Origin of the sequence: Polaribacter sp. IC066 (assembly GCF_007997085.1) — a bacterium.
GTDB lineage: Bacteria > Bacteroidota > Bacteroidia > Flavobacteriales > Flavobacteriaceae > Polaribacter.
In genome coordinates this window covers 38,122-63,409 of record NZ_VORR01000018.1, presented here as the reverse complement: position 1 = coordinate 63,409, position 25,288 = coordinate 38,122, and the positions used below count along the sequence as shown (strand labels likewise).

Annotated in this window: 17 protein-coding genes; 13 read left to right on the top strand and 4 right to left on the bottom strand. The window is 32.3% G+C overall.

Annotated features, from left to right (window positions below; translation table 11 throughout):
• Positions 1-6 precede the first annotated feature (6 nt).
• From ruvC to ES044_RS08145, 4 genes are all read left to right on the top strand, one after another.
• Positions 7-606: a crossover junction endodeoxyribonuclease RuvC gene (gene ruvC / locus ES044_RS08160; protein WP_223269115.1), complete on the top strand. Its 600-nt coding sequence runs from the start codon at positions 7-9 to the stop codon at positions 604-606.
• Positions 607-688: 82 nt separating this feature from the next.
• Positions 689-1,807 carry a radical SAM family heme chaperone HemW gene (hemW, locus tag ES044_RS08155; RefSeq protein ID WP_223269117.1) on the top strand — a complete coding sequence of 373 codons (1,119 nt, stop codon included), beginning with the start codon at positions 689-691 and terminating at the stop codon, positions 1,805-1,807.
• A gap of 95 nt (positions 1,808-1,902) precedes the next feature.
• Positions 1,903-2,652, top strand: a complete 750-nt coding sequence (locus tag ES044_RS08150; RefSeq protein ID WP_147118153.1) for a cyclase family protein — start codon at positions 1,903-1,905, stop codon at positions 2,650-2,652.
• Between the two features lie 4 nt (positions 2,653-2,656).
• Positions 2,657-3,829 (top strand): cation:proton antiporter, encoded by a 1,173-nt coding sequence (locus ES044_RS08145; protein ID WP_147118154.1) that lies wholly within the window; start codon positions 2,657-2,659, stop codon positions 3,827-3,829.
• A gap of 662 nt (positions 3,830-4,491) precedes the next feature.
• On the opposite strand, the gene ES044_RS08140 is transcribed toward ES044_RS08145, so the two are convergent.
• Entirely contained in the window at positions 4,492-5,472 is a 981-nt protein-coding gene (locus tag ES044_RS08140) for a CorA family divalent cation transporter (protein ID WP_147118155.1), read from the bottom strand.
• A 70-nt stretch (positions 5,473-5,542) separates the two neighbouring features.
• On the opposite strand from ES044_RS08140, the gene ES044_RS08135 reads away from it, so the two are divergent.
• From ES044_RS08135 to ES044_RS08120, 4 genes are all read left to right on the top strand, one after another.
• On the top strand, positions 5,543-5,911 hold the full coding sequence (locus tag ES044_RS08135) for an MmcQ/YjbR family DNA-binding protein (protein ID WP_147118156.1): 369 nt from the start codon (positions 5,543-5,545) through the stop codon (positions 5,909-5,911).
• A gap of 50 nt (positions 5,912-5,961) precedes the next feature.
• A complete protein-coding gene (locus ES044_RS08130) occupies positions 5,962-7,644 on the top strand; it encodes a DUF885 domain-containing protein (RefSeq protein ID WP_223269118.1) in 1,683 nt (560 codons plus the stop codon).
• Between the two features lie 150 nt (positions 7,645-7,794).
• A complete protein-coding gene (locus ES044_RS08125; protein ID WP_147187004.1) occupies positions 7,795-10,068 on the top strand; it encodes a S9 family peptidase in 2,274 nt (757 codons plus the stop codon).
• A 48-nt stretch (positions 10,069-10,116) separates the two neighbouring features.
• A complete protein-coding gene (locus ES044_RS08120; RefSeq protein ID WP_147118159.1) occupies positions 10,117-11,328 on the top strand; it encodes a M24 family metallopeptidase in 1,212 nt (403 codons plus the stop codon).
• A gap of 62 nt (positions 11,329-11,390) precedes the next feature.
• On the opposite strand, the gene ES044_RS08115 is transcribed toward ES044_RS08120, so the two are convergent.
• The 3 genes from ES044_RS08115 to ES044_RS08105 are packed head-to-tail and all read right to left on the bottom strand — an operon-like array spanning position 11,391 to position 18,764.
• Positions 11,391-12,350 carry an ornithine cyclodeaminase family protein gene (locus ES044_RS08115; protein ID WP_147187002.1) on the bottom strand — a complete coding sequence of 320 codons (960 nt, stop codon included), beginning with the start codon at positions 12,348-12,350 and terminating at the stop codon, positions 11,391-11,393.
• Positions 12,351-12,410: 60 nt separating this feature from the next.
• On the bottom strand, positions 12,411-15,686 hold the full coding sequence (locus tag ES044_RS08110) for an amidohydrolase family protein (protein WP_147187000.1): 3,276 nt from the start codon (positions 15,684-15,686) through the stop codon (positions 12,411-12,413).
• 48 nt (positions 15,687-15,734) lie between these two features.
• Complete coding sequence (locus ES044_RS08105) at positions 15,735-18,764, bottom strand: aminotransferase class III-fold pyridoxal phosphate-dependent enzyme (protein WP_147186998.1); 3,030 nt, start codon at positions 18,762-18,764, stop codon at positions 15,735-15,737.
• 300 nt (positions 18,765-19,064) lie between these two features.
• Here ES044_RS08105 and ES044_RS08100 point away from each other — a divergent pair, with 300 nt between their 5' ends.
• From ES044_RS08100 to ES044_RS08080, 5 genes are all read left to right on the top strand, one after another.
• On the top strand, positions 19,065-20,381 hold the full coding sequence (locus ES044_RS08100) for a S28 family serine protease (RefSeq protein ID WP_147186996.1): 1,317 nt from the start codon (positions 19,065-19,067) through the stop codon (positions 20,379-20,381).
• A 41-nt stretch (positions 20,382-20,422) separates the two neighbouring features.
• Positions 20,423-22,066: an adenine deaminase gene (gene ade, locus ES044_RS08095; protein ID WP_147186995.1), complete on the top strand. Its 1,644-nt coding sequence runs from the start codon at positions 20,423-20,425 to the stop codon at positions 22,064-22,066.
• A 163-nt stretch (positions 22,067-22,229) separates the two neighbouring features.
• Positions 22,230-22,829 (top strand): PhnA domain-containing protein, encoded by a 600-nt coding sequence (locus ES044_RS08090; protein ID WP_147186993.1) that lies wholly within the window; start codon positions 22,230-22,232, stop codon positions 22,827-22,829.
• A 351-nt stretch (positions 22,830-23,180) separates the two neighbouring features.
• Positions 23,181-23,543: a BlaI/MecI/CopY family transcriptional regulator gene (locus tag ES044_RS08085; protein ID WP_147118166.1), complete on the top strand. Its 363-nt coding sequence runs from the start codon at positions 23,181-23,183 to the stop codon at positions 23,541-23,543.
• A 181-nt stretch (positions 23,544-23,724) separates the two neighbouring features.
• Positions 23,725-25,278 carry a M56 family metallopeptidase gene (locus ES044_RS08080; protein WP_147118167.1) on the top strand — a complete coding sequence of 518 codons (1,554 nt, stop codon included), beginning with the start codon at positions 23,725-23,727 and terminating at the stop codon, positions 25,276-25,278.
• Positions 25,279-25,288: the final 10 nt, after the last annotated feature.

Genomic DNA, 25,288 nt, shown 5'->3' with positions numbered 1-25,288 from the left:
TAATTTTTGAAAGTAGAAAAAATCATTTTAGGGATAGATCCAGGAACAACCATTATGGGTTTTGGCATCATAAAAGTTGTTGGTAAAAAGATGGAATTTATTCAAATGAATGAATTAATGCTGACAAAATATACAGATCATTATTTAAAGTTAAAATTGATTTTTGAGCGCACAATTGAGTTAATTGATACCTACAATCCAGATGAAATAGCGATTGAAGCACCCTTTTTCGGTAAAAATGTACAATCTATGCTAAAGTTGGGCAGAGCACAAGGAGTTGCCATGGCGGCGGGTTTGTCTAGAGAAATTCCGATTACAGAATATTTGCCAAAGAAAATTAAAATGTCCATCACAGGAAACGGAAGTGCTAGTAAAGAACAGGTAGCCTTAATGTTAAAATCATTATTAAATTTAAAAACGTTACCTAAAAACCTCGATGCTACCGATGGTTTGGCAGCAGCCGTTTGTCATTTTTACAATTCAGGAAAAGTGATTGGAGGAAAAAATTATACGGGTTGGGCAAGTTTTGTGAAGCAGAATAGCCCCCAAACCCCCAAAGGGGGCTCAAAAAATAGCACTGTTATAAATCTTCGCAAGAAAAAGTAATACTATCATTTTGTTGAAAAAAGAGTTTGATTACCAGAGTAAGAGTTCTTCCCCTTCAGGGAGGTCAGTAGGGGCTATCTACATTCACATACCTTTTTGCAAGCAAGCATGTTTTTATTGTGATTTTCATTTTTCTACTTCATTGAAGAAAAAAGATGAAATGATTTCGGCAATTGTAAAAGAAATCGAAATCAGAAAAACGGAACTCGATAACGTTATTATTGAAACCATTTATTTTGGTGGGGGAACACCAAGCGTTTTATCAACTAAAGAAATAAAAACTTTAATTGATGCAGTTTACAAAAATCATACAGTTGTAGCGCATCCAGAAATTACTTTAGAAGCAAATCCGGATGATTTATCCGAAGAAAAAATAATTGAACTTGCAAATTCGCCCATAAATAGATTAAGTATTGGTGTACAATCTTTTTTTGAGCACGATTTAAAGTTGATGAATAGAGCGCACAATTCTAAAGAAGCAAAAGAATCAATATCTCTAGCGACTCGCTACTTTGATAATATTTCTGTCGATTTAATTTACGGGGTTCCAGATTGTACAAACGAGCAATGGAGAGAAAATATACAAACCGCCTTGAGTTTTGGGGTGCCACATATTTCTAGTTATGCGCTAACAGTAGAGCCAAAAACGGCTTTAGCAACTTTTATTAAAAAAGGCATTATAAAAAATGTAGATGATGAAAAAGCAGAAGAGCAATTTTTAATTTTGATTGATGAGTTAGAAAAAGCAGCTTTTGTACATTATGAAACCTCTAATTTCGGTAAAGAAGGTTTTTTCAGTAAAAATAATTCCTCTTATTGGCTCGGCAAATCTTATTTAGGCATCGGACCTTCGGCGCATTCTTTTGATGGAGAACGACGAAGCTGGAATGTGAGAAGTAATGCAAAATATATCAAATCTATTCAACAAAATCAGCTACCTATAGAGAGAGAAACTTTGTCTACAACAGATCGATATAATGAATATATTATGACAGGTTTACGAACGATCTGGGGGGTTTCTTTAGAGAGAATTCAAAATGATTTTGGTGCTACCTATCTAAAATATTTAGAAAAGCAAGCAAAAAAGTATATTGAGCAAGGATTGTTATGCCTTGAAAACGGAATTTTAAAAACCACCCATAAAGGTAAGTTTTTGTCTGATGGAATTGCATCTGATTTGTTCATCTTGAATTTGGTTTAAAAAACTTATATTTGGATTGAAAACACCTGTTATAAAAACGGGTGTATTCAAATTAAGACAAGTCACTAACAGATACTGAAACAAGTGTAGCCTAAATGAAAGCAGTTATAGAATATAATTCACGTAAAATAGAAATTGATGTTTCTAAACCTATCGATATTTCTATTCCCATAGATGTTACAAAACAAAACGTAAATGCTTGGTATATAGATGATCCAAAAATTTTTCCTGAAGAATTAAATGGAGAACTTATTAAGGTATCAGAAGGTGCTGTTGTAAATTTTAACAATATTCATTTTAACCCTCATTCTCATATTACACACACAGAATGTGTTGGTCATATTACAGAAAAAGTACACTCGGTGAATCAGAATTTAAAACATTACTTCTTTTTGGCCGAGGTAGTTACAATTGCGCCAGAAAGCGATGGTGAAGATTTTTATATTTCAAGAAAACAACTGCAAGCTGCAATCAGAAATAAGAAAAGAGATGCTATTGTTATTCGAACATTGCCAAATTTAAGAGATAAAACTTCGATGCGCTATTCAAATACCAATCCCACGTATTTATTAGAAGATGCTGCGGTGTATTTAAGAGAAAAAGGCATCAAACATTTATTGATAGATGTACCTTCTGTGGATAAAGAAAAAGATGGCGGAAAATTATTGGCGCATAACGCTTTTTGGAATACTGCCGGAGAATTGCGCATGGATGCGACAATTACAGAGTTTATTTATGTGTCTAATAAAATAGAAGATGGGGAGTATTTGCTAAATTTAATGATTGCACCTTTTGAAAATGATGCCACACCAAGCAAGCCTATTTTGTATAAAATAATTAAATAGTAACATGTTTTTATCATCTAATTTTACAGGTTTTCTTGGGCTAGCCACTTTAATTATTTTTTGTATTGTGATGGCTGGTTTATTTTTAAAAAAACTGAAGCAACCTTATATTATTGGCTATATTTTAGTGGGTATTCTCATTGGCAATTCTGGTTTAGGATTGATCCAAAATTCAGAAACGATTCAAAATATTGGTGAACTAGGTTTGATTCTCTTACTATTCTTTGTTGGGATGGAAATTAATTTACCAGAATTTAAAAATCAATGGAAAATATCGTTGATAGGAACCACTATTCAAATATTATTCAGTGTATTAATAGTGTACTTGTTAGGGAGTTATCTGGACTGGCATTTTAGTAGAATTATAGTTTTAGGTTTTGTAATTGCTTTGAGTAGCTCGGCTGTAATTATCGGAATTATTCAGTATAAAGGACTTATAGAAAGTACGTTAGGTAAGAATATTTTGAGCATTTTATTAACTCAAGATATTTTAATAGCGCCAATGTTAGTTGTCATTTCAATGTTAGGAGGAGGAGGACAATCTACCGCTAGTATCTTCCTTTTAATTGGTGGTGCCATTTTATTTACGTTCATATTAATTTATATTTATGTTAAAAAAGAAATTACAATTCCATTCGCAAAGCATGTAGAGCAAGACCACGAATTACAAGTTTTTATCGCTTTGATTTTTTGTTTTGGAGGTGCATTGTTATCTTCTTATTTAGGTTTATCTCCTGCATTAGGATCATTTATAGGGGGTATGGTTATGCATGCAGGGAAATCTACAGATTGGATTCACGACACGTTAAATTCTTTTAGAATTTTGTTTGTATCTATCTTTTTTATAGGGATAGGTTTACAAATAAACCTTTCATTTATATTCGAAAACATTCAAACAATTTCCATCGCATTGTTAGGTGCATTTATTACAAATCACGTTCTGAATGCTATAATTTTAAGAATTTTTGATTGCTCTTGGAAAGATGCAATCTTGGGTGGTGCCTATTTAGCACAAATTGGTGAGTTGAGTTTTATGATATGTTTAGCTGCTTTTAATCTGAATATCATTAGCGAATTTAGTTATTCATTCACCATTTCTTTAATTGCCATTACGCTTATTATCAGTCCTTTTTGGATTGCGATTACAGAGATCACACTAAAGAAATTTAAGATGTAATTTTACTGTCGCATTAAATTTTAAAGAGCAATATGGATAAGAACACACATTTGTATTGGTTTTAGGAATCGTCTCTTTACTTATGTTTTTAAAGATTATTTTTAAAAGGAGTACGAATTAAAATTAGTTTTTTGTTACTCTATATGCTTTTATTAAATTCGACGGAGTAAATCGAAAAACCTGTAAAGGAGTTAGTTTGGATTCCCTTTTTCAAGGGAATGACAGTTTTAGAAAAATTTGTAATTTAGTTGCCTAATTCGATTTATATTGAAAAAAGTTTAAAGGTTTTTAATGCCATTAGGATCTTTTAGCAAAATAAATTCGATAAAAACCTAAAATTATTTGTAAAATCCCGATAAATATAAAAAAAGAACCATTAGTTATGACTGGTTGGTTTGTTCTAATGTTTACACCCAACAAAGGAGAAATGAGAAAAAACCGGTATAATCCAACCAAAAGAAATAGTAACCCAAAAATAAAAATTATTTGCGTAAGTTTTTTAAATTTAATTTTTTCTTTTTTACTTCTTTTCTTCATTGGAACTAATTGTGTTGATTTTTTTCATCAAGTCGTTAAAACTAAATATTAGTAAGTTTAGGTTTCCTTTTTTGAGGTGATGATAAATCACAAAAAAATAGTTGAATGCTTAAATCCGTAAAAATCTAAAACCATTTTTTTCGTTTAAAATACCAAACCGCAGCCGCAGTAACAACAACCATAACCGTTAATAAAATAAAATAGCCATATTCATTTTTTAGTTCAGGCATATTTTCAAAATTCATTCCATAAATTCCTGCTAAAAAAGTTAACGGAATAAAAATTACAGAAAGGATTGTGAGTGTTTTCATCACTTCGTTTAAGCGGTGTCCTTGAATACTAAAAATTAAGTTTATTTTGCTTTCTAACTCTTGCAATTCAAAATCTATATTCGAAATTAAGTTGTTAGTTTGTTCTTTAATTTCACTAAAATACTTGGTGTCTACTCCTTTAATTCTAACTTTTTCGAGCTTTACAATCATGTCTCTTAAACTAATTGCAGCCTTTTTAAAATTAAATAATTCTTGTTTACGGGCCTCTACTAAAGATGTAAATTCTGGAGTAGGATTTATATGGGTTGCATTTAATTGAGAATCACTAATTTTTTCATGGTTTAAATAGGTTTCTTGATAATTATCTATAATTGCCTCAATAATTAAATACAATAAATAATCTGCTTTTTTCTTTCTAACAATCCCTTTATGCCCTTCTAAGCGCTCACGAATCCAATTAAAATAATCGCCAGGTTTTTCTTGAATACTCCATAAAAAATGTGGCGAAACAATAAAGATCATTTGTTCATACTCTAAATTGATGCCCTCTGTTCGTAATACTTTTATGGTTACAAATAAAACATCATCTAATATAATTACCTTGGTAGCATGCTCTTCTTCCATGAGTAATTTTATCAAAAAGTCGTCTAATTTATTTTCTAAAATAACCGTTTTAAAATCTTTCTGATATTCTAAACCATACGTATTTACCCATTTTGTGCCATGTACATTTATAGATAAATCAACTTGAGAAAGCGATGAAAATTTAGTTTTTTCATAATTTTTATCAGAATATTGTATAATTGTAGTGTTTTCGAGAAAATCATCTTTCATTTTAATAGTGTATTTTTAGGCAGTTAAAGGTACTTTTTTAAATTGTAAATAAATATTTTAAAATATACTTATGCACATAGAACAATTAAGAGATTTTTGTATTGCTAAGAAAGGAGTTACCGAACACTTTCCTTTTGATGAGGTTACCTTGGTTTTTAAAGTGATGGATAAAATATTTGCTTTATCAAGTTTAGAGGCTTGGGAAAAAGGCGAACAAAAAATCAACTTAAAATGTAACCCTGAAAAAGCGATCTTATTAAGAGAAGAATACGAAGGTGTGCAGCCTGGTTGGCACATGAACAAAAGATTATGGAACACAGTAAGCCTAAATTCTGCGGATGTTTCTGATGATTTAGCAAAAGGGCTCATTAATGACTCTTATAACTTGGTGGTACAAGGGTTGATAAAAAAAGTAAAATTACAATTAGAAAATTTATAATTATGAGGATTTTAAAAACAATATTTTGGTTAGTTTTGGCAACATTTTTTATGGGTTGCGAGCAAGAAGAGGATTCAAATTTAGAAAACTTATCAAGCATTATTAAGGAATACGAAAATCATGAGGGTTTTGATAAAAAAGAGTATCCTTTAGGTTTGTATACAAGAACCTATTACCAGTCAGAAGCCGAATTTGCAGAAAATTTATTGGCAAAACTAGCTAAAATAGAATCGGCTGGTTTTGCTGAAACTGAACAAATTTCTGCAAAATTATTACAATTCGTTTTACAAGATCAAATCGATTATTACAAATTCGAACGTTTTTTAAATCCCCTATTATCAGATTCAGGTTTTCATAGCAGTTTAAATTATCAAATAAGACCTATTTATGACGATTTTGATGCTAAAGAATATTTACGAAAGTTAAATGCTTTACCCGAATTTGTTGATCAAAACTTTGTGAATTTAAGAGAGGGTTTAATGAAAGGAGTGTCTCAACCAAAAGTTATTTTTAAAGGATATGAGTCCACTTACAATACGCATATTGTGACAGATTTTAAAGAAAGTATGTTTTACAAGCCTTTTAACAATTTACCTGCTAACTTTTCTGAAGCGTTAAAAGACGCCATTTTAATAGAGGCAAAAATTGCTATTGAACAGAAAGTAGTGCCACAATTTAAAAGAATAAAAACATTTTTTGAAACGGAATATCTACCTAAAACAAGAACTAGTTTAGGAGTTTCTGAAACTCCAAACGGGAACGCTTATTATCAAAATAGAATTAATTTTTACACCACAAGCACACAGTATTCTGCAGATGATATTCATGAAATTGGTTTAAAGGAAGTAGCGAGAATTAAAGCAGAAATGCAAAACATTATTCACGAACTTAATTTTAAAGGAAGTTTTGCAGACTTTCTAAAATTCTTAAGAACCGATTCGCAATTCTATGCAACATCACCCAAAGAAATTTTAATGATTGCAAGAGATATTGCAAAAAGAGTAGATGCGCAATTACCAAAATTCTTTAAAACATTGCCAAGAAAACCCTACGGAGTTGCTCCCGTTCCGGCTGCAATTGCACCGAAATACACAGCAGGGCGGTATATAGGAACCACAAAAAACAGCACAGAACCTGGTTATTATTGGGTAAATACTTATAATTTACCAAGTAGAACCTTATACACATTACCCGCATTAACGGTGCATGAAGCCGTTCCTGGGCATCATTTACAAGGAAGTTTAAATAACGAATTAGGAGATTCTATTCCGCAATTTCGTAAAAATTTATACGTATCGGCATATGGAGAAGGTTGGGGTTTATATTCAGAATTTTTAGCAGATGAAATGGGTATGTACACAACTCCTTATGAGAAATTTGGCAAATTCACGTATGAAATGTGGCGCGCTTGTAGATTGGTAGTAGATACTGGTATCCATGCAAAAGGGTGGTCTAGAGAGCAAGTTGTAGCCTATATGTCAGAAAATACAGCACTTTCTATTCATGAAATTAATACAGAAACCGATAGATATATTTCTTGGCCTGGGCAGGCGCTATCTTATAAAATTGGCGAATTAAAAATTAGAGAATTAAGGTTAAAGGCAGAAAAGGAGTTAGGAAGTAAGTTTGATGTCAGAGATTTTCACACAATTATTTTAGAACAAGGAACGGTTACTTTGGTAATTTTAGAACAAAGAGTTCTTGGTTATATTGAGAAAACTAAAAAAGAGTAAACATACTTTTTTGTACATTTACAAAGCTATTTTTTTGACACCCTACAAGAATTTAAAATGGTGCTTGTTTGTTTTAAATGCAAACACGAGCAACTAAAAACAATTTCGTTTTTAAAAAAAGGAATAAAAATAATTTTAAAATAAAATAGGATGGTAAGAAATATAGTATTGCTTTTTGTAGGGTTAGTTTTAGCTTCTTGTTCAAACACAAAAACTGAAATTACCCAACAAGATTATAAAAATGCAGTTTCGTTTATGTATGAGAACTACGGTAATAAAACGGCCTTTAATTTGTATACTTCCGTTTCTTGGTTTGACGATGAATCTGGTATTTGGTTTGTCGATTATAGTAAAGAAAACAAAACCTATAACAAGGTAGATTTTAAAAATTCATCTAAAGTTGAAGAATTATTTGATCATGCTAAACTTGCGGGTGCTTTAAATAAAATTGAAGAAGTAGCTGTTACAGAAAATGATTTGGTATTAACAAACATTGAAAAAGTAGCAAACGGACTTTCTTTTACATTTAAAGCTAAAAATTATATTGTCGATTTAACTTCTTATGAAATTACTGAAGAAAAAAAAGAAGAAGAAAAAAAACAAAGCGAGTTTGAAAGTAAGTCACCAGATGGAAAATGGACTGCTTATGTAAATAACTATAATTTATTTATAAAATCAACCAAAACAAAAAGAAAATATCAATTAAGTTTCAATGGAAAAAAAGGATATGAATATGCTTCTTGGTATGGTTGGGCTGATATAATGAAAGGGGAGAATGGAGATCGCCCAAAACACTTTTCTGTAGATTGGTCTTCAGATTCTAAATGGATTTATACGCAAGTGGTCGATACAAGAAATGCAGAAAAAATGTATTTGTTAGATTGGAGTAAAGATGAATTATTTAAGCCAGAATTGTTGTCTTATTACAGAGGTTCGCCAGGAGATACAACGATGGTAATGATAAAACCTGTGTTTTATAATGTTACAACGAAACTAGAAGTAGCATCAAAATTACCAACCCAAACTCATATAAATGCTGTTAGAAGCCAGTGGACGAATGAATCTGGAGTCTTATTAGCAGACGTAATGCAAAGAGGTTTTCAAAAGGAAGAAATAATCGAAGTTGATTTAAATACTCAAAAACAGAAAGTTTTAATTACAGAAACATCAAAAACAAATATCGATAATTTTGAATATCGTTTTTTAGAAGATGCACAAAAAATCATTTTTTTATCAGAAAGAACAGGTTGGAGACAATTACATATGTTCGATTTGAAAACCAATACAACCAATCTTCTTACAAGTGATACGTATGTTGTAAATGACATTGAGCATATCGATGAAAAAGCAGGGGTTATTTACTATCTAGCTTCTGGAAAAGAGGTAGACAATAACCCTTATCATCAGCAAGTTTATAAAGTAAATTTTAAAGGAGAAGAAACCTTATTAACCCCAGAGAAAACAAATCATGAAGTAAGCTTTTCTAAAGACGGTTCCTATTTTGTAGATAGTTATTCAACGATTAAAATCCCAACAAAAACAGTTTTAAGAAGTTCAGAAACTGGAGAAATTTTATCAGCGTTAACGCAAGCGGATGTTTCAGACGCGATTTCTAAAGGTTGGGAAACTCCAGAAGTTTTTGAGTTTACGGCAAAAGATAACAAAACAACAATTTATGGAGCGCTTTGGAAACCTACAAATTTTGATGCATCAAAACAATACCCAATCATAGATAATAGTTATACCGGACCGCATACCCAAGTATTTCCAGAACAGTTTGATTTGGGGTTTAGTAATCAATCTTTAGCAGAATTAGGGTTTATTGTTGTAGCGGTAGATGGTTTAGGAACTTCAGGAAGATCTAAAGAATTTCTCAATCATTCTTACAAAAACATGGGAAATAATTTAGAAGATCATGTATTGGTCATTAAAAAATTGGCTAAAAAATATGCATGGATAAATGGCGAAAAAGTTGGGATTTTTGGGCACTCCGCAGGTGGTTATGATGCAGGTCATGCAATGGTGGCATTTCCAGATTTTTATAAAGTTGCTGTAGCAAGTTCTGCAGATCACGATTTTAGAATGGAAAAAGCTTGGTGGCCAGAAATGTACCAAGGTTGGCCTGTAGATTCTACTTATCATGAAGTTTCAAATATAACGATGGCTAAAAACCTGAAAGGAAAGTTATTATTAGTGCACGGAGGAATCGATGACAATGTAAATCCGTCAGCAACTTTTAAGTTTGCCGAAGCACTGATAAAAGCAGATAAAGAGTTTGATTTGTTAATTTTACCAAGTCAAAGACACAGCTATCAAGGAGCGTACAAAAATTATTTTATTAAAAAAAGATGGAATTATTTTGTAGAGCATTTAGGAAATCAAACACCTATTTGGGATTTTGAGATGAAAAAAGAAGAGTTATAAAAATATAATTTTTGCAAAAATGAATGCATAATTAAAAAAATAAGATACATGATAGGAATCGGAGGATCAACTATAAAAGCAGAATTAGCGGCAATTCAGCCAACTGCGCATTTGGCAAAACCAATTCAAAAAGAAGAATTTAAACAAAGAATTAAGAACGCTTGCAAATTAATGGAAGAACAAAATGTACCTGCTATGTATTTAAATGCAGGTGTAAATCTTTTCTATTTTACAGGATTTCAATGGAATGCAAGCGAACGAATGGTTGGCGCAGTGCTATTTTCTAATGGCAAATTGATTTATATAGCTCCTGAATTTGAAAAAGGAACTATTTTCGATTTTATGTTGATAGAAGGAAGTGTTCGCGGTTGGGAAGAACATAAATCTCCGCATCAACTATTTATAACCTTATTAAAAGAGAATGGGGTAGCATCTGGAGATGTTTTTATAGATGAAGCAACACCTTTTTTTGTTTTTGACGGAATTAGAAATTGCCAAGATTCATATCAATTCATCAATGCAAAACCAATTACAGCAGGTTGTAGAATGCTTAAGTCTGATGCTGAAATTGCAATTATGCAACACGCTATGAACATTACATTAGAAGTTCAAAAAGCAACAGCAAGAATTTTGAGAGTTGGTATTTCGGCAAAAGAAGTAACCGATTTTATTAACGATGCACATATAAAATATGGCGCCACTTCTGGTTCGTATTTTTGTATTGTATTATTTGGAGTCGATTCCTCATTTCCTCACGGTGTAAAATCGCCAAAAAATTTGGAAGAAGATGAGGTTGTTTTAATTGATACAGGATGTATGCTACATAATTATATTTCAGACATTACAAGAACCTACGTTTTTGGAAAAGCAAATGAAGAACAAACTCGAATTTGGAATATCGAAAAAGAAACACAACTAGGTGGCTTTAATGCTTCGAAATTAGGGAATACTTGCGCTGATGTAGATAATGCAGCGAGAGTAGTTTTAGAAGCTTATGGTTTGGGACCCGATTATAAATTACCAGGATTACCGCATAGAACTGGGCACGGAATTGGTTTAGAAATTCACGAATGGCCTTATGTGATTCGCAATGATCAAACAGTTTTAAAACCAGGATTGGCTTTTAGCAATGAACCGATGATTTGTGTTCCAGGTAAATTTGGAATACGATTAGAAGACCATATTTACATGACGAATGATGGTCCTGTATGGTTTACAGAACCATCGTATAGCATTCAAAATCCCTTTGGTATTGAATAAAAAACAAACGTAGTGTCAGTTTTTATAAAAGTTTCACTTTATAATGAATGTTTCGGAAACTGCTATTTCTTTTTAAATTTATCAAAATAATAAGCCGCCGCAGTTAAATCTTCAAGAGCGTGACCTACTGATTTAAAAAGTGTGATTTCTTTTTCATAAGCTCGTCCTGTTTTCTGGGATGAGCAGAGCTCAAATAAATCGGCCTTGATATTATCTTTTTTTAGAGTTCCGTTTTGAATCGGAATAACAATATCGCCACCTTCTTTTAGGGTGCCTTGAAAAGTATCTACATAAACGCTGGCTCTGCTAATCGTTGCATTATCGGATTCTCTCATGTCTTTTTTATAAGCACCAACTAAATCGATATGTTGGCCTTCTTGCAAAAAGGTACCTAAAACTAAAGGTGTTTTTGATAACGTTGCACAAGAAATAATATCGACTTGTCTTATTTTTTCTTCGATAGATTCAATGGCTGTAACACGAAATGATTCTTCTTTTAATTCGGCTGCAATAGCCTTTGCTTTATTAAAATTTCTCCCCCAAATATAGACTGTATTAATAGGTCTAACAGCGGCATGCGCTTTAATGAGATTAGTAGACAATGCACCAGTGCCAATCATCAATAAAGAACTTGAGTTTGTTCTAGATAAAAAAGACGAAGCTAACGCAGAAGCTGCTGCGGTTCGTTTAGCAGTTAAACTTTTAGCTTCTAAAATAGCTTTTACATGTCCTTTTAATGCATCAAAATAAATATAAACACCTTGAATAGAAGGCATCTTAAATTGACTATTTTCAGGACTTATTGTAATCACTTTTACACCCGAATTTTCTCCAGGACTCCATGCAGGCATTAGCAAAAGGGTAGAGTCTGCATTCATCTTCGAGTTCGGAAAGTCATGATGATGCCGCATCGGTACAATCACATTTTGCTTTGAGAAGCTAGATCGCAGCTCTTCCACTAATTCTGCAAATACAGTATTTGTATCAATAAAATTAGCATCTATTTGTAAGATATTTTCCATCAGATATCATTTTTTGACAACTTAATAATGTCCGCAACATAATACAAGTAGTGCCTTTGATTAATGACAGCTACAAGTTGGCGTTGTAAAACTATTTGTTTCCATATTCACAGGAACACCTTGATTATAGCCCTCCATTTCAAAGTAAAATTTGCTTCTTTTTTTGTCGTAATTCCCAACTTCGTTCATCGTACTAATATCGTATAAACGACCATTTACCATGGTGTAAATGACAGAATTTGAATTTTTAATATCGTCTAAAGGATTTTTATCTAAAATAATTAAATCTGCTAATTTTCCTTTTTCTAAAGAACCTAATTCATCAGCAACACCAATATAGCCAGCGCCATTGATTGTGGCAGCTTTTAAGGCTTCATGATTCGATAAACCACCTTGTTGTAACATCCATAATTCCCAATGAGCACCTAAACCTTGCAACTGTCCGTGTGCACCTAAATTTACTTTTACACCTTCGTTTGCCAAAGCAGTAACCGTTTCAGAGGTTAAAACATGTCCGTTTTTATATTCTTCTTCAGGAACCATCGTTCTGTGTCTTGATCTTGAATCCACCACATATCTAGGTGTATATTTTAGCAAAGTTTTGTTTTCCCAAACATTGGTTTTTTGATACCATTCAAACTCACCATTCATACCACCATAATTTACAATTAAAGTAGGTGTGTAGCCAGTCTTACTGTTTTTCCAAAGCGAAATAACATCTTTATAAACAGGATTTACGGGAATATTATGCTCAATTCCTGTATGCCCATCAAAAATCATACTCATGTTAGAGTAGAAATTAGAGCCGCCTTCAGGTACCACATTTACGCCCAATTCTCTGGCTGCTTGCATAATTTGCTGGCGCTGTTCTCTTCTTGGCTGATTGTAACTTTTAATCGATTTTGCGCCAAATGCTTTTGTTCTTGCAATGGCAAAACGCGCATCGTCTAAATTATTGACAACGGCTTTGAAATCGCCTTCAGCTCCGTATAAAATAAATCCTGTCGAAAATAGTCGCGGTCCTACTAATTCGCCGCTTCTTTGCATTTCTTCCAAAGTAAAAGCGGCTGCCGTGTTTACAGAAGGATCATGAGAAGTGGTCACGCCAAAAGCTAAATTTGCATAAAATTGCCAATGTTTTTGTGTGCTTAATCCGTTTCTAAAGGCACCAACATGGGCATGTACATCTACCATTCCTGGCATAATTGTTTTGCCATTCATGTCGTATACTTTTGCATCCGAAGGAATATCAATAGCACTTGTTGTACCTACTTTTTCTATTTTATTATTATGGATGATGATCGTTCCATCTTCAATAATTTGATTTCCTTTCATGGTAATAATCCGTGCATTTTTAAAGGCAATTCTTCCTTCAGGAACATCAGACTTTTCTTTTAAATTGATTTTAATCTCAACTTCTTCTGCTGCTGCTACATTTGTTTTTGCAAACGGATCTGTGGTATTATTTATAATAGATTTTGAGAAATAGGCATCGCCTAAAGTCCAATGTACTTTTTTATTATCTGCAGACCAGTGCAAATTGATTCCGGCGTTTTTAGACAAACTTTCTACATTAAAAGATTTAGTTTCTTGGTCTAGGTTAAGTTCACTACCATTCATCACAAAAGGCGCAACAAATAGTTTGTGTAAGTGAATAAAAGCAATCCATTTATTATCAGGACTTGGCACTAATCTGTTGGCTAATTTTGAAGAAAAATGACTTCTTTCTTCTTTTCCATTTAAATCAACACTCTTTAATTTTTTAGTTAAACCTCCAAAAAATGAACCTCCAGTCTGATAAAAAATACGTTTATCATCCGCAGAAAACATTGGAAATTCTCCAGTTTCAGAAACTCTTTTATGCTCGCTTCCATCAGCATTTGCGATATAAAGACCTGTCTTTTTTGTGTAATCAAAACCTTGGTCTCCATTGCCTGCTTCTTTGCGATATACAATGTGAGAATCTGAACTATTATGCGTTGGCGATCTATAAATGCCTTTTTCCTTCGTTATCTTTTCCAAACTAGAACCATCTAAATTTACTCTATAAATAGCGCCTAAAGTTTCATTATTCCAAGTTACAAATAAGACAGAATTTCCATCCGCAGAAAAACTAGGTTCTGCTTCAAAGTCAGATAAAGTTGTAATTCTTGTTGGTGTTCCGTTTGGCAATTCTTTTTTATAAATATGTCCTAAAGAAGTAAAAATCATTGTTTTTCCATCAGGAGAAGTTTGCGCATTTTTAATCATTTTTGAAGTAAATTCTTCTTCAAAAACCTTTCTTTTAACGTGATGTGTTTTTGCTAATTTAATTTCTTGATCAACCTGAAAAGGAATATTTGTAATTTGTCTGCTCTCAACATTTATTTTGTTGATTTTTCCTTGTGCCCAAATAATAATGTCTTTGTCATTTGGCATAAAAGAAAAATGAGGATACACCCCAAAAACAGCCCAAGCCTCACTTTGATCTTTACTTAAATTCTCATAAATAGGCCATTCTTTACCCGTTTCTAGTTCATGAATGTATAAAACTGATTTTGTTCGTACCCGTTTTACAAAGGCTAATAGTTTCCCATCTTTAGAAATTACGGGCCTTGCAGCGCCTCCAGGACCACCAGTAATTCTTTCGGTTTTTCCAGTTTCAAAATTGTATTGATTAATAACATAAATTTGTTTATTCGGATCTTTATTATAAAGGAAAGAACCTCCAGGATACATGTCTTCTGCATAATATAAATACTTGCCATTAGAAGAAATAGAGGGGTCATTTACATCTTGCTGATCGTTTTTTCTTTTGGTTAATTGCAATCCTGCCGCACCAGAAAGCGGATATTGCCACATTTCACCTGCACCCACAGAGCGTTGAGAAGTAAAGTGTTTTCTGGCAACTAAAGACTTACCATCTGGCGTCCAAACGGCATTGTTTAATAATTTAAACTTTTCTTTGGTAATGGATTTTGCATTTTTGCCATCCACAGTCATCACCCAAATATTATTACCACCTTCTGCATCACTTGTAAAAGAAATGTATTTGCCGTTTGGACTAAATCTTGGTTGCACTTCATACGCCAAACCAGCGCGTAAAATGGTTGCTGTTCCGCCCGTAATTGGCATTTTATAAAGGTCACCTAATAAATCAAAAACGATCGTTTTACCATCGGGTGAAACATCTAAATTCATCCAAGTTCCTTCGGTAGTGTTTAACTTAAAAGAGTTGTATCGCCAATCTTTATGCGGATTGTTAACATCCCATTCTTTGGGTTTTTCTTCTTTTTTTTGAGAATTTATGTTGATAGAAATGCTTAATAAAAGTAGTAAAAATAAATTTTTAGACATGATTGTAATGGGTTAAAAATTATAGTGTATAAATGTAAGATTTATATTTTAAATCTGTTTCATAAAGTCTTCTTCAAATACCATTTGTAAGTATAAGATAACTTCTTTGGCATTTTCTATGGTAAAAGTAATGGGTGGTTTTATTTTAATGACGTTATGATCTGGGCCATCAGAGCTCATTAAAATTCCGAATTCTTTCATTCTATTGATTAAATAAGCTGTTTTTTCCGCAAGCGGATTCATTTCGCTATCAACCAATTCGATGCCTAAAAATAAACCTTGACCCCGAACATCGCCAATTATGGGAAATTTAATAGCTAACTTTTTTAAGCCAGATTTTAAAAAATCACCAATCAGCAGTGCATTTTCTTGAAGATTTTCTCTTTTTACAACCCGTAAAACTTCGGTTGCAATGGCGCAAGAAACTGGGTTGCCGCCAAAGGTGTTAAAGAATTCCATGCCGTTTGCAAATTTTTCTGCTACTTCTTTTGTGCAAGCTACGGCAGCTATTGGATGCCCGTTTCCTAAAGGTTTACCGATGGTAACAATATCAGGAACAACATCATGCATTTGAAAACCCCAAAAGGTTTTTCCTATTCTTCCAACGCCAGTTTGTACTTCATCAGAAATACACAAACCACCTGCTTTTTTTACTTTTTGATAGGCTTGTTTTAAAAATCCTTCGGGCAATTCTACCTGACCGCCGCAAGAAATAATAGGTTCCATGATAAATCCGCCTACTTTTTTATTTTGTTGATGAATTTCATCTATCAAAACTTGCACTTCATTTGCATATTTTTCGCTTGTGTTTTCGCCTCGATATTTTCCTCTAAACGCATCCGGAATCGGAAAAACATGGGTGTGTTTTGGTTTTCCTTTTCCACCTTTTCCATCAAATTTATACGATGAAATATTTACAGTTCCGTTTGTGTTTCCATGATAACCATGTTCACTTGCAATAATTTCATCAGAATTTGTGCAGGTTTTTACCATTCGAATCGCAAGTTCATTCGCTTCACTGCCAGAATTTACAAAATGGAATACAGACAATTCTTTTGGCAAGGTTTCTAATAATTCTTGGGCTAGTACATTGATGGTTTCATGCAAATAACGCGTGTTTGTATTCAGCAATGCCATTTGATTTTGACCCGTTTTTACAACTTCGAAATTTTCATGTCCAACATGCGCCACATTATTCACGGTATCTAAATATTTTCGTCCAAATTTGTCAATCAAATATTGATTAGAGCCTTTTACAATATGTAACGGCTTTAGGTATTGCAAACTCATTCCTTTGCCTAAATAGTTTTTTCTTTGAGTAAGAATTGTATCAGAATTATCAATTAAATTTTCTATATAACCATCTACTTTAAATAATAAATTAGGATCAGGACAAACGCTTTTCCAAACTTTAATTTGGTTAAAATACGCAACTCCAGGGAAATCATTTTTATAATCTAACAAGGACAACATGACTTGAAAATGAAGGTGAGGCGCCCAATTTCCGTTTTCAGGATAATTTGCTAAAACGGCAACTTCTTCTCCCTTTTTTATGATAGCACCAAGTGAATGTTTTAAAACACTTTTTGGTGTATTGTGCCCATATAAAGTATAAAAACACCAGTCTTTTTGTTGATGTTTTAGAACGATAAAACCCCCGTATTCTTTATCTCCACCATCATTTTCTACCATCACAACTTCCCCGTCAAAGAGCGCATGAACTGGGGTATTTTCTGGCAACCAGAAATCGACTCCTATATGAATGGTTCTACTTTGTTTTCCGTAATTTCCGACAGTATCATATTCTGCGGAGGTATATAAATTTCTAGGTTCTAAATAACCGCCAGACAGAATTTTATTCGGAACTTCTTTTTGTAATTGCTCAATTTTGAATTGAAATAAGTCTAAATTATTAAACTCTTTTTGATGCCCAACAAATGAACTAGCGACACTTAAATCTAAATGGTGAATTTCAGTTCTGTTGATTGTTGGGAATAATTCTGATAAAGAAAAAGTATGCGCTTTAGCCCAATTTTCGAATTTTTGCTGATTTGGATGTGCAGAAAATCCGCAAGTATTTCTAAAGCCAAAATGTGCAAAATCTTCGGATACCTGTATCCATTTTTTTAATAGATTCCAAGCAGGTTTTTCGCTAATTAATAAATAGTCATTTTCTGGATGCTCAATTTTATTAATGGCAGATTTGGTTACAGAAATTACGAGACGTATGGCAATTAAAACATATAAAAATTCCAACTCTTTCTCTTCTAAAGGAAAAGAAGCGTGATAGCCTTTTACAACTGGTAAACTTGCTTCTAAAGGATCATGATGATGCATCATTGAGTACGCACAGGTAATGGCAACATCATTGATGATTTGTGTTTTTATAGCGTCACCAAAATCGATTATTGCCGTTACTTTAGGATTGATTAAGTTTTCAGAAACTAAAACATTATTGTCGTTTGCATCATTATGCACAATACTTTTTCGAAGTTTAGAATATTCTTCTTGATTGTCTTCAAATTTATGTAAAAAGTGAATAAGGATTCCTCTTTCATCTGCTTTAAAAAGATGTAAATGACTTTTTGTCCATATGGCTTGGGCGATATCCCAATCAAAATTTCTTTCGGCTTTTAGATGTTGAAATCCTTGTAGATTCTTTGTTATTTCACCAGCTTTTTTGCCTAGACTAAAGCGTGTATCATTTAATTGCGGATTTACAGAAGACCAAACTCTGCCATCAATCCAAGTTAATAAGCGAACTTTTAGAATTGTTTCGCTATCGATGCTGATTTTAGAAATAGCATTTTTATTTTTATCAAAAACTACTTTAGGGCATTCTAAAGAAGCATCTTTATCTGCTAAATAGTGGAGAATATGTTGCTGAAAATCCAATTCATTTTCATCAATATTTTTAGAACTAATTTTTAAAATATATTGATTTTTATCATCAACCTTTATTTTAAAATTAGCATCAACTTCACCCGGTAATCTAGACGCTTTACCTTGAATTGTATATAGGTTCAAAAGAATTTTTTCAGCTTCTTTTGAAGTTATTTCGTTTGCATTTTCTACCATGAACTAAAAATAAGATAAAGTTTAGAATGCACATCACAACAACTTTTATTATTTGCAGTTTTGAGTAAAATAGTTTTGAAATGATTATTTAGCCGAATATTTTTATAAAAATAAATAAAGATAAAGATAAAGTTATAAATTGATCTTTTTCACTGCGGTTTTTTATAGGCTACAAAACGAAAAGGCTCAATTTTATAACAAACTATCGTGGTTTATTGTAGTTTAGACAAATATTGGGTTAAAAAGGTATCCGTTAAATTGCCTTACTTCATCTAATTTTAGAAAATAAAAATTGTAAAAATGAAAACACTAAAAAAAATAATATTGTTGCTATTTGTAAATGTAGCAATGGTTTCTTGTTCTACTGCAAAATCAGAAGTAGAGGGTTTAACTTTTAAAGAGCATTTAGAGGTTTTGTTTCCCAAGGCAAAAATAAATTCAATAAAAATAGCAGATCATTTTACAGAAGCATTTGAGTTGATTTTACAACAACCTTTAGATCATAAAAACTTAAAAGCAGGAACGTTTGACCATCATATATATGTGTCGCACTCAGATTATAACAATCCAACCGTTTTAGTAACAGAGGGTTATAATGCTAGGCGTAAAACCTATGAGTTAAGTACGCTGTTAAAAGCAAATCAAATACAAGTGGAGTATCGTTTTTACGGAAAATCGAGACCAGATTCTATACCATGGAAGTACTTAAATAATGATGCAGCAGTTGCAGATTATCATGCTATTGTAACCAAATTAAAAGGGATTTATAAAAAGAAATGGTTATCTACAGGAATAAGTAAAGGAGGAGGGTCAGCAATCATTTACAAATCTAAATATCCAAAAGATATTGATGTTGCTGTGCCTTATGTTGCTCCATTAGCTAATACAAAACAAGACCAAAGAACTACAGCCTTCATTAATTCTATTGGCAGTATCGAATGCAGAGAAAATATTAAAAAGTTTCAAAGAGCCGTTTTGAAAAATAGAACGGAAATTATGGTGGCGTTAAAAAATTATGCGGATGAAGAGAATATTTCTTTTACAACAATGTCTATCGATGAAGCACTCGAGCATGCAGTATTAGAGTTTCCTTTTTCTTTTTGGCAATGGGGAAGTAGTTGTGACGATATACCGGATGAAAACGCAAACCCAAAAGAATTATTTACATATTTAGAAAAAGTAAGCGGTTTTTATTTATTTTCGGATGCAGGAGTCTATCATTATTTACCTTCTTTTTATCAAAACATGACAGAATTGGGTTATTATGGTTATGATTTTACACCCGTTAAAGACGTATTAAAATTTGTAAAAACAACTTCGTTAATGAGCTTTGCGCCGCAAGATGTTGCTTTAACATACAACCCAAAGTATATAAATGAAGTGAGAGATTACATAGAAAATAATGGAAATGACATGCTGTATATTTATGGAGCTAATGATCCTTGGGGAGCCTGTGCGCCAAATCCGAAGCCAGCAGTAGATGCTTTAAAAATGGTTTTAAAAGGAGGAGATCACGGTACAAGAATTAAAGATTTTTCTAAAGAAGAGCAACAAAAAATATATAATAAACTACAAAGTTGGTTGGGTAAAGAGGTGAAAATATATCCTATTGAATAAGCTGTTTTTCTTTGTAAGTTTGCTGCAGAAATAGAAAGCAAATGATTGTACAAGGAAATATAGTTGATATACTTAACAAACGAATATTTAAAGGAGAAGTTGAAGTTACTAATGGTAAGATTTTAGAAATTCGGGAGGTAAATCACACTATAGAAAACTTTATTTTACCCGGTTTTGTAGATGCACATATCCATATAGAAAGTTCTATGTTAGTTCCTTCTGAATTTGCTAAAATCGCAGTAATTCATGGAACTGTTGCCACCGTTTCTGATCCGCATGAGATTGCCAATGTTTTGGGTGTAAAAGGTGTTGATTTTATGATTGAAAACGGAAAGAAAGTTCCGTTAAAATTCAATTTTGGCGCGCCAAGTTGTGTGCCAGCCACTTCTTTTGAAAGTGCAGGAGCGATTATTGATGCTGACGATATTAAATTGATGATGGAAAATCCTGATATCAAATATTTGGCAGAAATGATGAATTACCCCGGCGTTTTGTTTGATGATGATGAAGTTCTGAAAAAAATCCAACATTCAAAAAATAATAATAAGCCTATTGATGGTCATGCGCCGGGTTTAAGAGGGGCAGATGCTACTAAATATATTTCTGCAGGAATTTCTACAGACCATGAGTGTTTTTCTTTTGAGGAAGCAAAAGAGAAATTACAAAAAGGAATGAAGGTAATTATTAGAGAAGGTTCTGCTGCAAAAAACTTTGAAGCGTTGATCGCTTTATTACCAGAACATTATCAAAATATGATGTTTTGTTCTGATGATAAACATCCAGACGATTTATTATTAGGTCATATTAATCAGCTTTGTGAAAGAGCGGTTGCCAAAGGAATTGATATTTTTAAAGTATTGCAAGCAGCTTGTGTAAATCCAGTAAAACATTATAATTTAGACGTTGGATTGTTACAAAAAGGTGATGCTGCAGATTTTATTATGGTTGATAATTTAAAAGACTTCAATGTTTTAGAAACTTATATTAACGGAGAACTAGTAGCCAAAAACAGAGAAAGTTTTGTGAAGTCCGTTCCGTTTGAAATCTTAAATAATTTTAAGACAGATAAAAAGAAGGTTCAAGATTTTAGATTTGAATCTTCATCAGAAAAAATTAGAGTGATAGAAGCTTTAGATGGCGAATTAGTAACGAATCAAATTGAAGCGAATTCTTTAATTGTGGATGGTAATTTAGTTTCGAATAAAGCAACGGACGTTTTAAAAATGACGGTTGTAAATCGGTACCTGCCTGCCGGACAGGCAGGCAAAAACGCAAAACCATCCATCGCATTTATCAAGAACTTCGGAATCAAAGAAGGAGCAATCGCAAGTTCTGTTGGGCACGATTCGCATAATATAATTGCTATTGGAGTTTCTGATGAAGCGATTTGTAAAGCGGTAAATTTAATTATTGAAAATAGCGGAGGAATTTGTGCTATAAATGCATCCGAAGAAAAAATTGTTTCTTTACCTGTAGCCGGAATTATGTCTGATTTATCTGCGGAAGAAATTGGTAAATCGTATGCGGAATTAGATACAATGGCAAAACAAATGGGAAGTAAATTACGAGCCCCTTATATGAGTTTATCGTTTATGGCATTGTTGGTTATTCCGTCTTTAAAATTATCTGATAAAGGATTGTTTGACGGAACTTCTTTTAAGTTTACTTCTTTAGAAATAAAATAACCCTTTTTTAAGGCAACTAGTAAATATGCAATTCTAGCCCTGATTGAACGGTTTGTTTGAGCTCTTTTTTATTCCCTTTTTTGGGATAAAAAAAGCGAGTAGTGAAAGCAGGAAATAGCTTCAAATAAAACACTACTTTTGCCAAAATCAATAAAAAACAACAATGAGTTTACAACAAGATTTAGAAAACAGAAGTGGTAATCAATGCGAATTATGTACTTCAAAAGAGAATGTATCTGTGTATGAAGTAAAACCAACATCTACGGTTGGTGGCAGTGGTGTAGATGGCAGTTTGCTAGCTTGTGAAACATGTACAACTCAAATTGATAGTGTAGAGGAGACTGTGGCAAACCATTGGCGTTGTTTAAATGATTCTATGTGGAGTGAGCATAGAGCTGTAAAAGTTGTTGCTTGGAGAATGCTTTCTCGATTAAGAAATGAAGGCTGGCCAAAAGATTTGTTAGATATGATGTATTTAGAAGATGATGATGTACGCTTTGCTAAAGAATCTGGAGATCATTTAGACGAAAGCGAAAAAATAATTCATAGAGATGCAAACGGTGTTATTTTAGAATCAGGAGATTCTGTTGTCTTGATAAAAGATTTAAAGGTAAAAGGTTCTAGCATGGTTGCAAAACAAGGAACTGCCGTAAGAAGAATTTCTTTAGATCATGAAAATGCCAATTATATTGAAGGTAAAGTAGGACCGACACAAATTGTAATTATTACAGATTATGTAAAGAAAATGGCAGAGAAAGAATAAAAACTGCGTTTTTATAATTTTAATTGAAACCAAGAATAAATATATAAATATTTGTTCTTGGTTTTTTGTTTTTTGAAACTTGTGTTTGTGAAAACCCGTCTTTGCGAGTACGAAGCAATCTTTTTATCGAAAAGCAGGAATTTTAATGAACAGCTTACTTCTCCCTTTCGTCTTTGTAAAGACGAAACTTTTTGGATATTCTTTTTTGCGGGGCAAGAATTAAAATTTAAGGTTAAAACTAGGATATTTTAATGAACAAACCCTTTTCTGTTAAAATTTGAACTAAATAATTAGTTTGAACTAATTATTTAGTTATATTTGTCACATCAAACTAAAAGATTAGTTGAAATTATGAAGAAACAATTAACAAAAGCAGAAGAACAAATTATGCAAGTTTTGTGGGATTTACAAGAAACTTCTGTAAAAGATGTTATTGAGAAATTACCGACACCAAAGCCTGCTTACAATACCGTTTCTACCATTATTAGAATTTTAGAAACTAAAGAATTTGTGGGTCATAAAGCCGAGGGGAGAGGGTATGTATATTATCCTATTATTGACAAAGAAACCTATAGTAACCAAAGTTTACACAAAATTATGAATGGTTATTTTGATGGGTCTTTTAAAAGTATGGTTTCCTTTTTTGTAAAAGAAAACAATATGGACATTACTGAATTAGAGTCTATTTTAAAAGAAGTGAATAAGAATCAGTAAACAATTTTTTAGTATTCAGTTTGCAGTAAAATTTAAATTAATGTCAGTTCGAGTGAATTTTGAGGAACGAAAAATTTGTATCGAGAACTTTTAGGGACAACAAATTACTTCTCGATACAATTCCGCAAAAAAGCGGAATCACTCGAAGTGACAGTGTGAAAGCAATAAAAAAAATAAACTTATGATCAATTATATCCTTCAAGTCGTCTTATTTCAAGTCTTATTTTTAGCTATCTATGATTTCTTTTTAAGCAAAGAAACTTTCTTTACAAAAAACAGGTGGTATTTGATAAGTACACCAATTTTGTCTTTTTTAATTCCGTTGATAAAAATACCAAGCTTTCAAAAAGCAGTACCACAAGAATATATTGTGTATTTGCCAGAGATTTTTTTATCGCCAGAAAAAGCAATTCAAAAAGTGATGCAAGGCAGTAATTTAAATGATTCTATCAATTATATTTCTATTTTATTTTGGTTGGGAGTTTGTTTTTTTTCGATCTTATTTTTGATGAAATTAGGAAAGATCATCAACTTAATTAAAAAATATAAGGCAGAACAGCAAGATGATTTTACGCTGGTTTTTATTCCAAACCAAACCAAAGCATTTTCATTTTTTAACTATATATTTCTGGGTAAAGAAATTCCGTTTTCGCAACAAGAAAAAATCATTCAACATGAAATGGTGCATAGCAAACAAAAACATTCAATCGATTTATTGTTCTTCGAGTTTTTAAAAATTGTCATGTGGTTTAACCCGATGATTTATTTGTATCAAAAGAGAATTACCTTATTGCATGAATATATTTCGGATGGTATTGTCTCCAAAAAAGAAGCCAAAGAGATTTATATCAACAATTTATTATCCAACTATTTTCAGGTTGAAAACATAGCGTTTGTCAATCAATTTTATAAACAATCATTAATTAAAAAAAGAATTATCATGATGACTAAAAAACAATCAAAAAAAATGAATCAGTTAAAGTATTTGTTATTGGTTCCTGTATTGGCAAGTATGCTTATTTATAGTTCATGTTCAGAAAATTCGGCAGGAGATATTGTTGAGAGTAAAAAAGAATTGCAGACAAGATACTTCGAAATGAAGGAAGGTATAGAAACTAGTAAAGGTGAAAAAGAAACTTATTTAGATAGTTATTTTGGTATAGGAAAACCTGAAGGAGTAGAGGTTGCTTATAGTGGTCTTACTTTAAACGAAAAATCTGAATATGATGAAGTAATGGATAAAATTCAGAAAAGTGTGAAAAGTAAGTTTTCCGATATGTACACACATAAAATATTTAAAGGAAAAAATAATAGAAAGGTTTTAGCAACTATTATAGATTTTTCTAAAATGAAAAGAGATGATGATACAGAAATAGTCACAGAAACTAAAGAAGCTTCTTTTATGACAATTGATAAAGCACCAACGTTTCCTGGTTGTGAATCTGGCGATAAAGATTGTTTTTCTAAAAGTGTTCAAAAGCATTTCTCAAGAAATTTTGATGCTGATTTACCAAAGTCATTAGGCCTGACTACCGGAAGGAAAAGAGTTTTTATCGGATTTAAAATTGATACAGAAGGCGCTATTGTAGATGTTCAAGTAAGAGCACCACATGAGGATATAAAAGCGGAAGTTTTATCTGCGATGAGTTCGCTACCAAAAATGATTCCCGGGGAACAAGATGGGAACACTGTAGCTGTTAAATATTCAATTCCGTTTACGATTGTTGTAGAATAAATTAAAAACG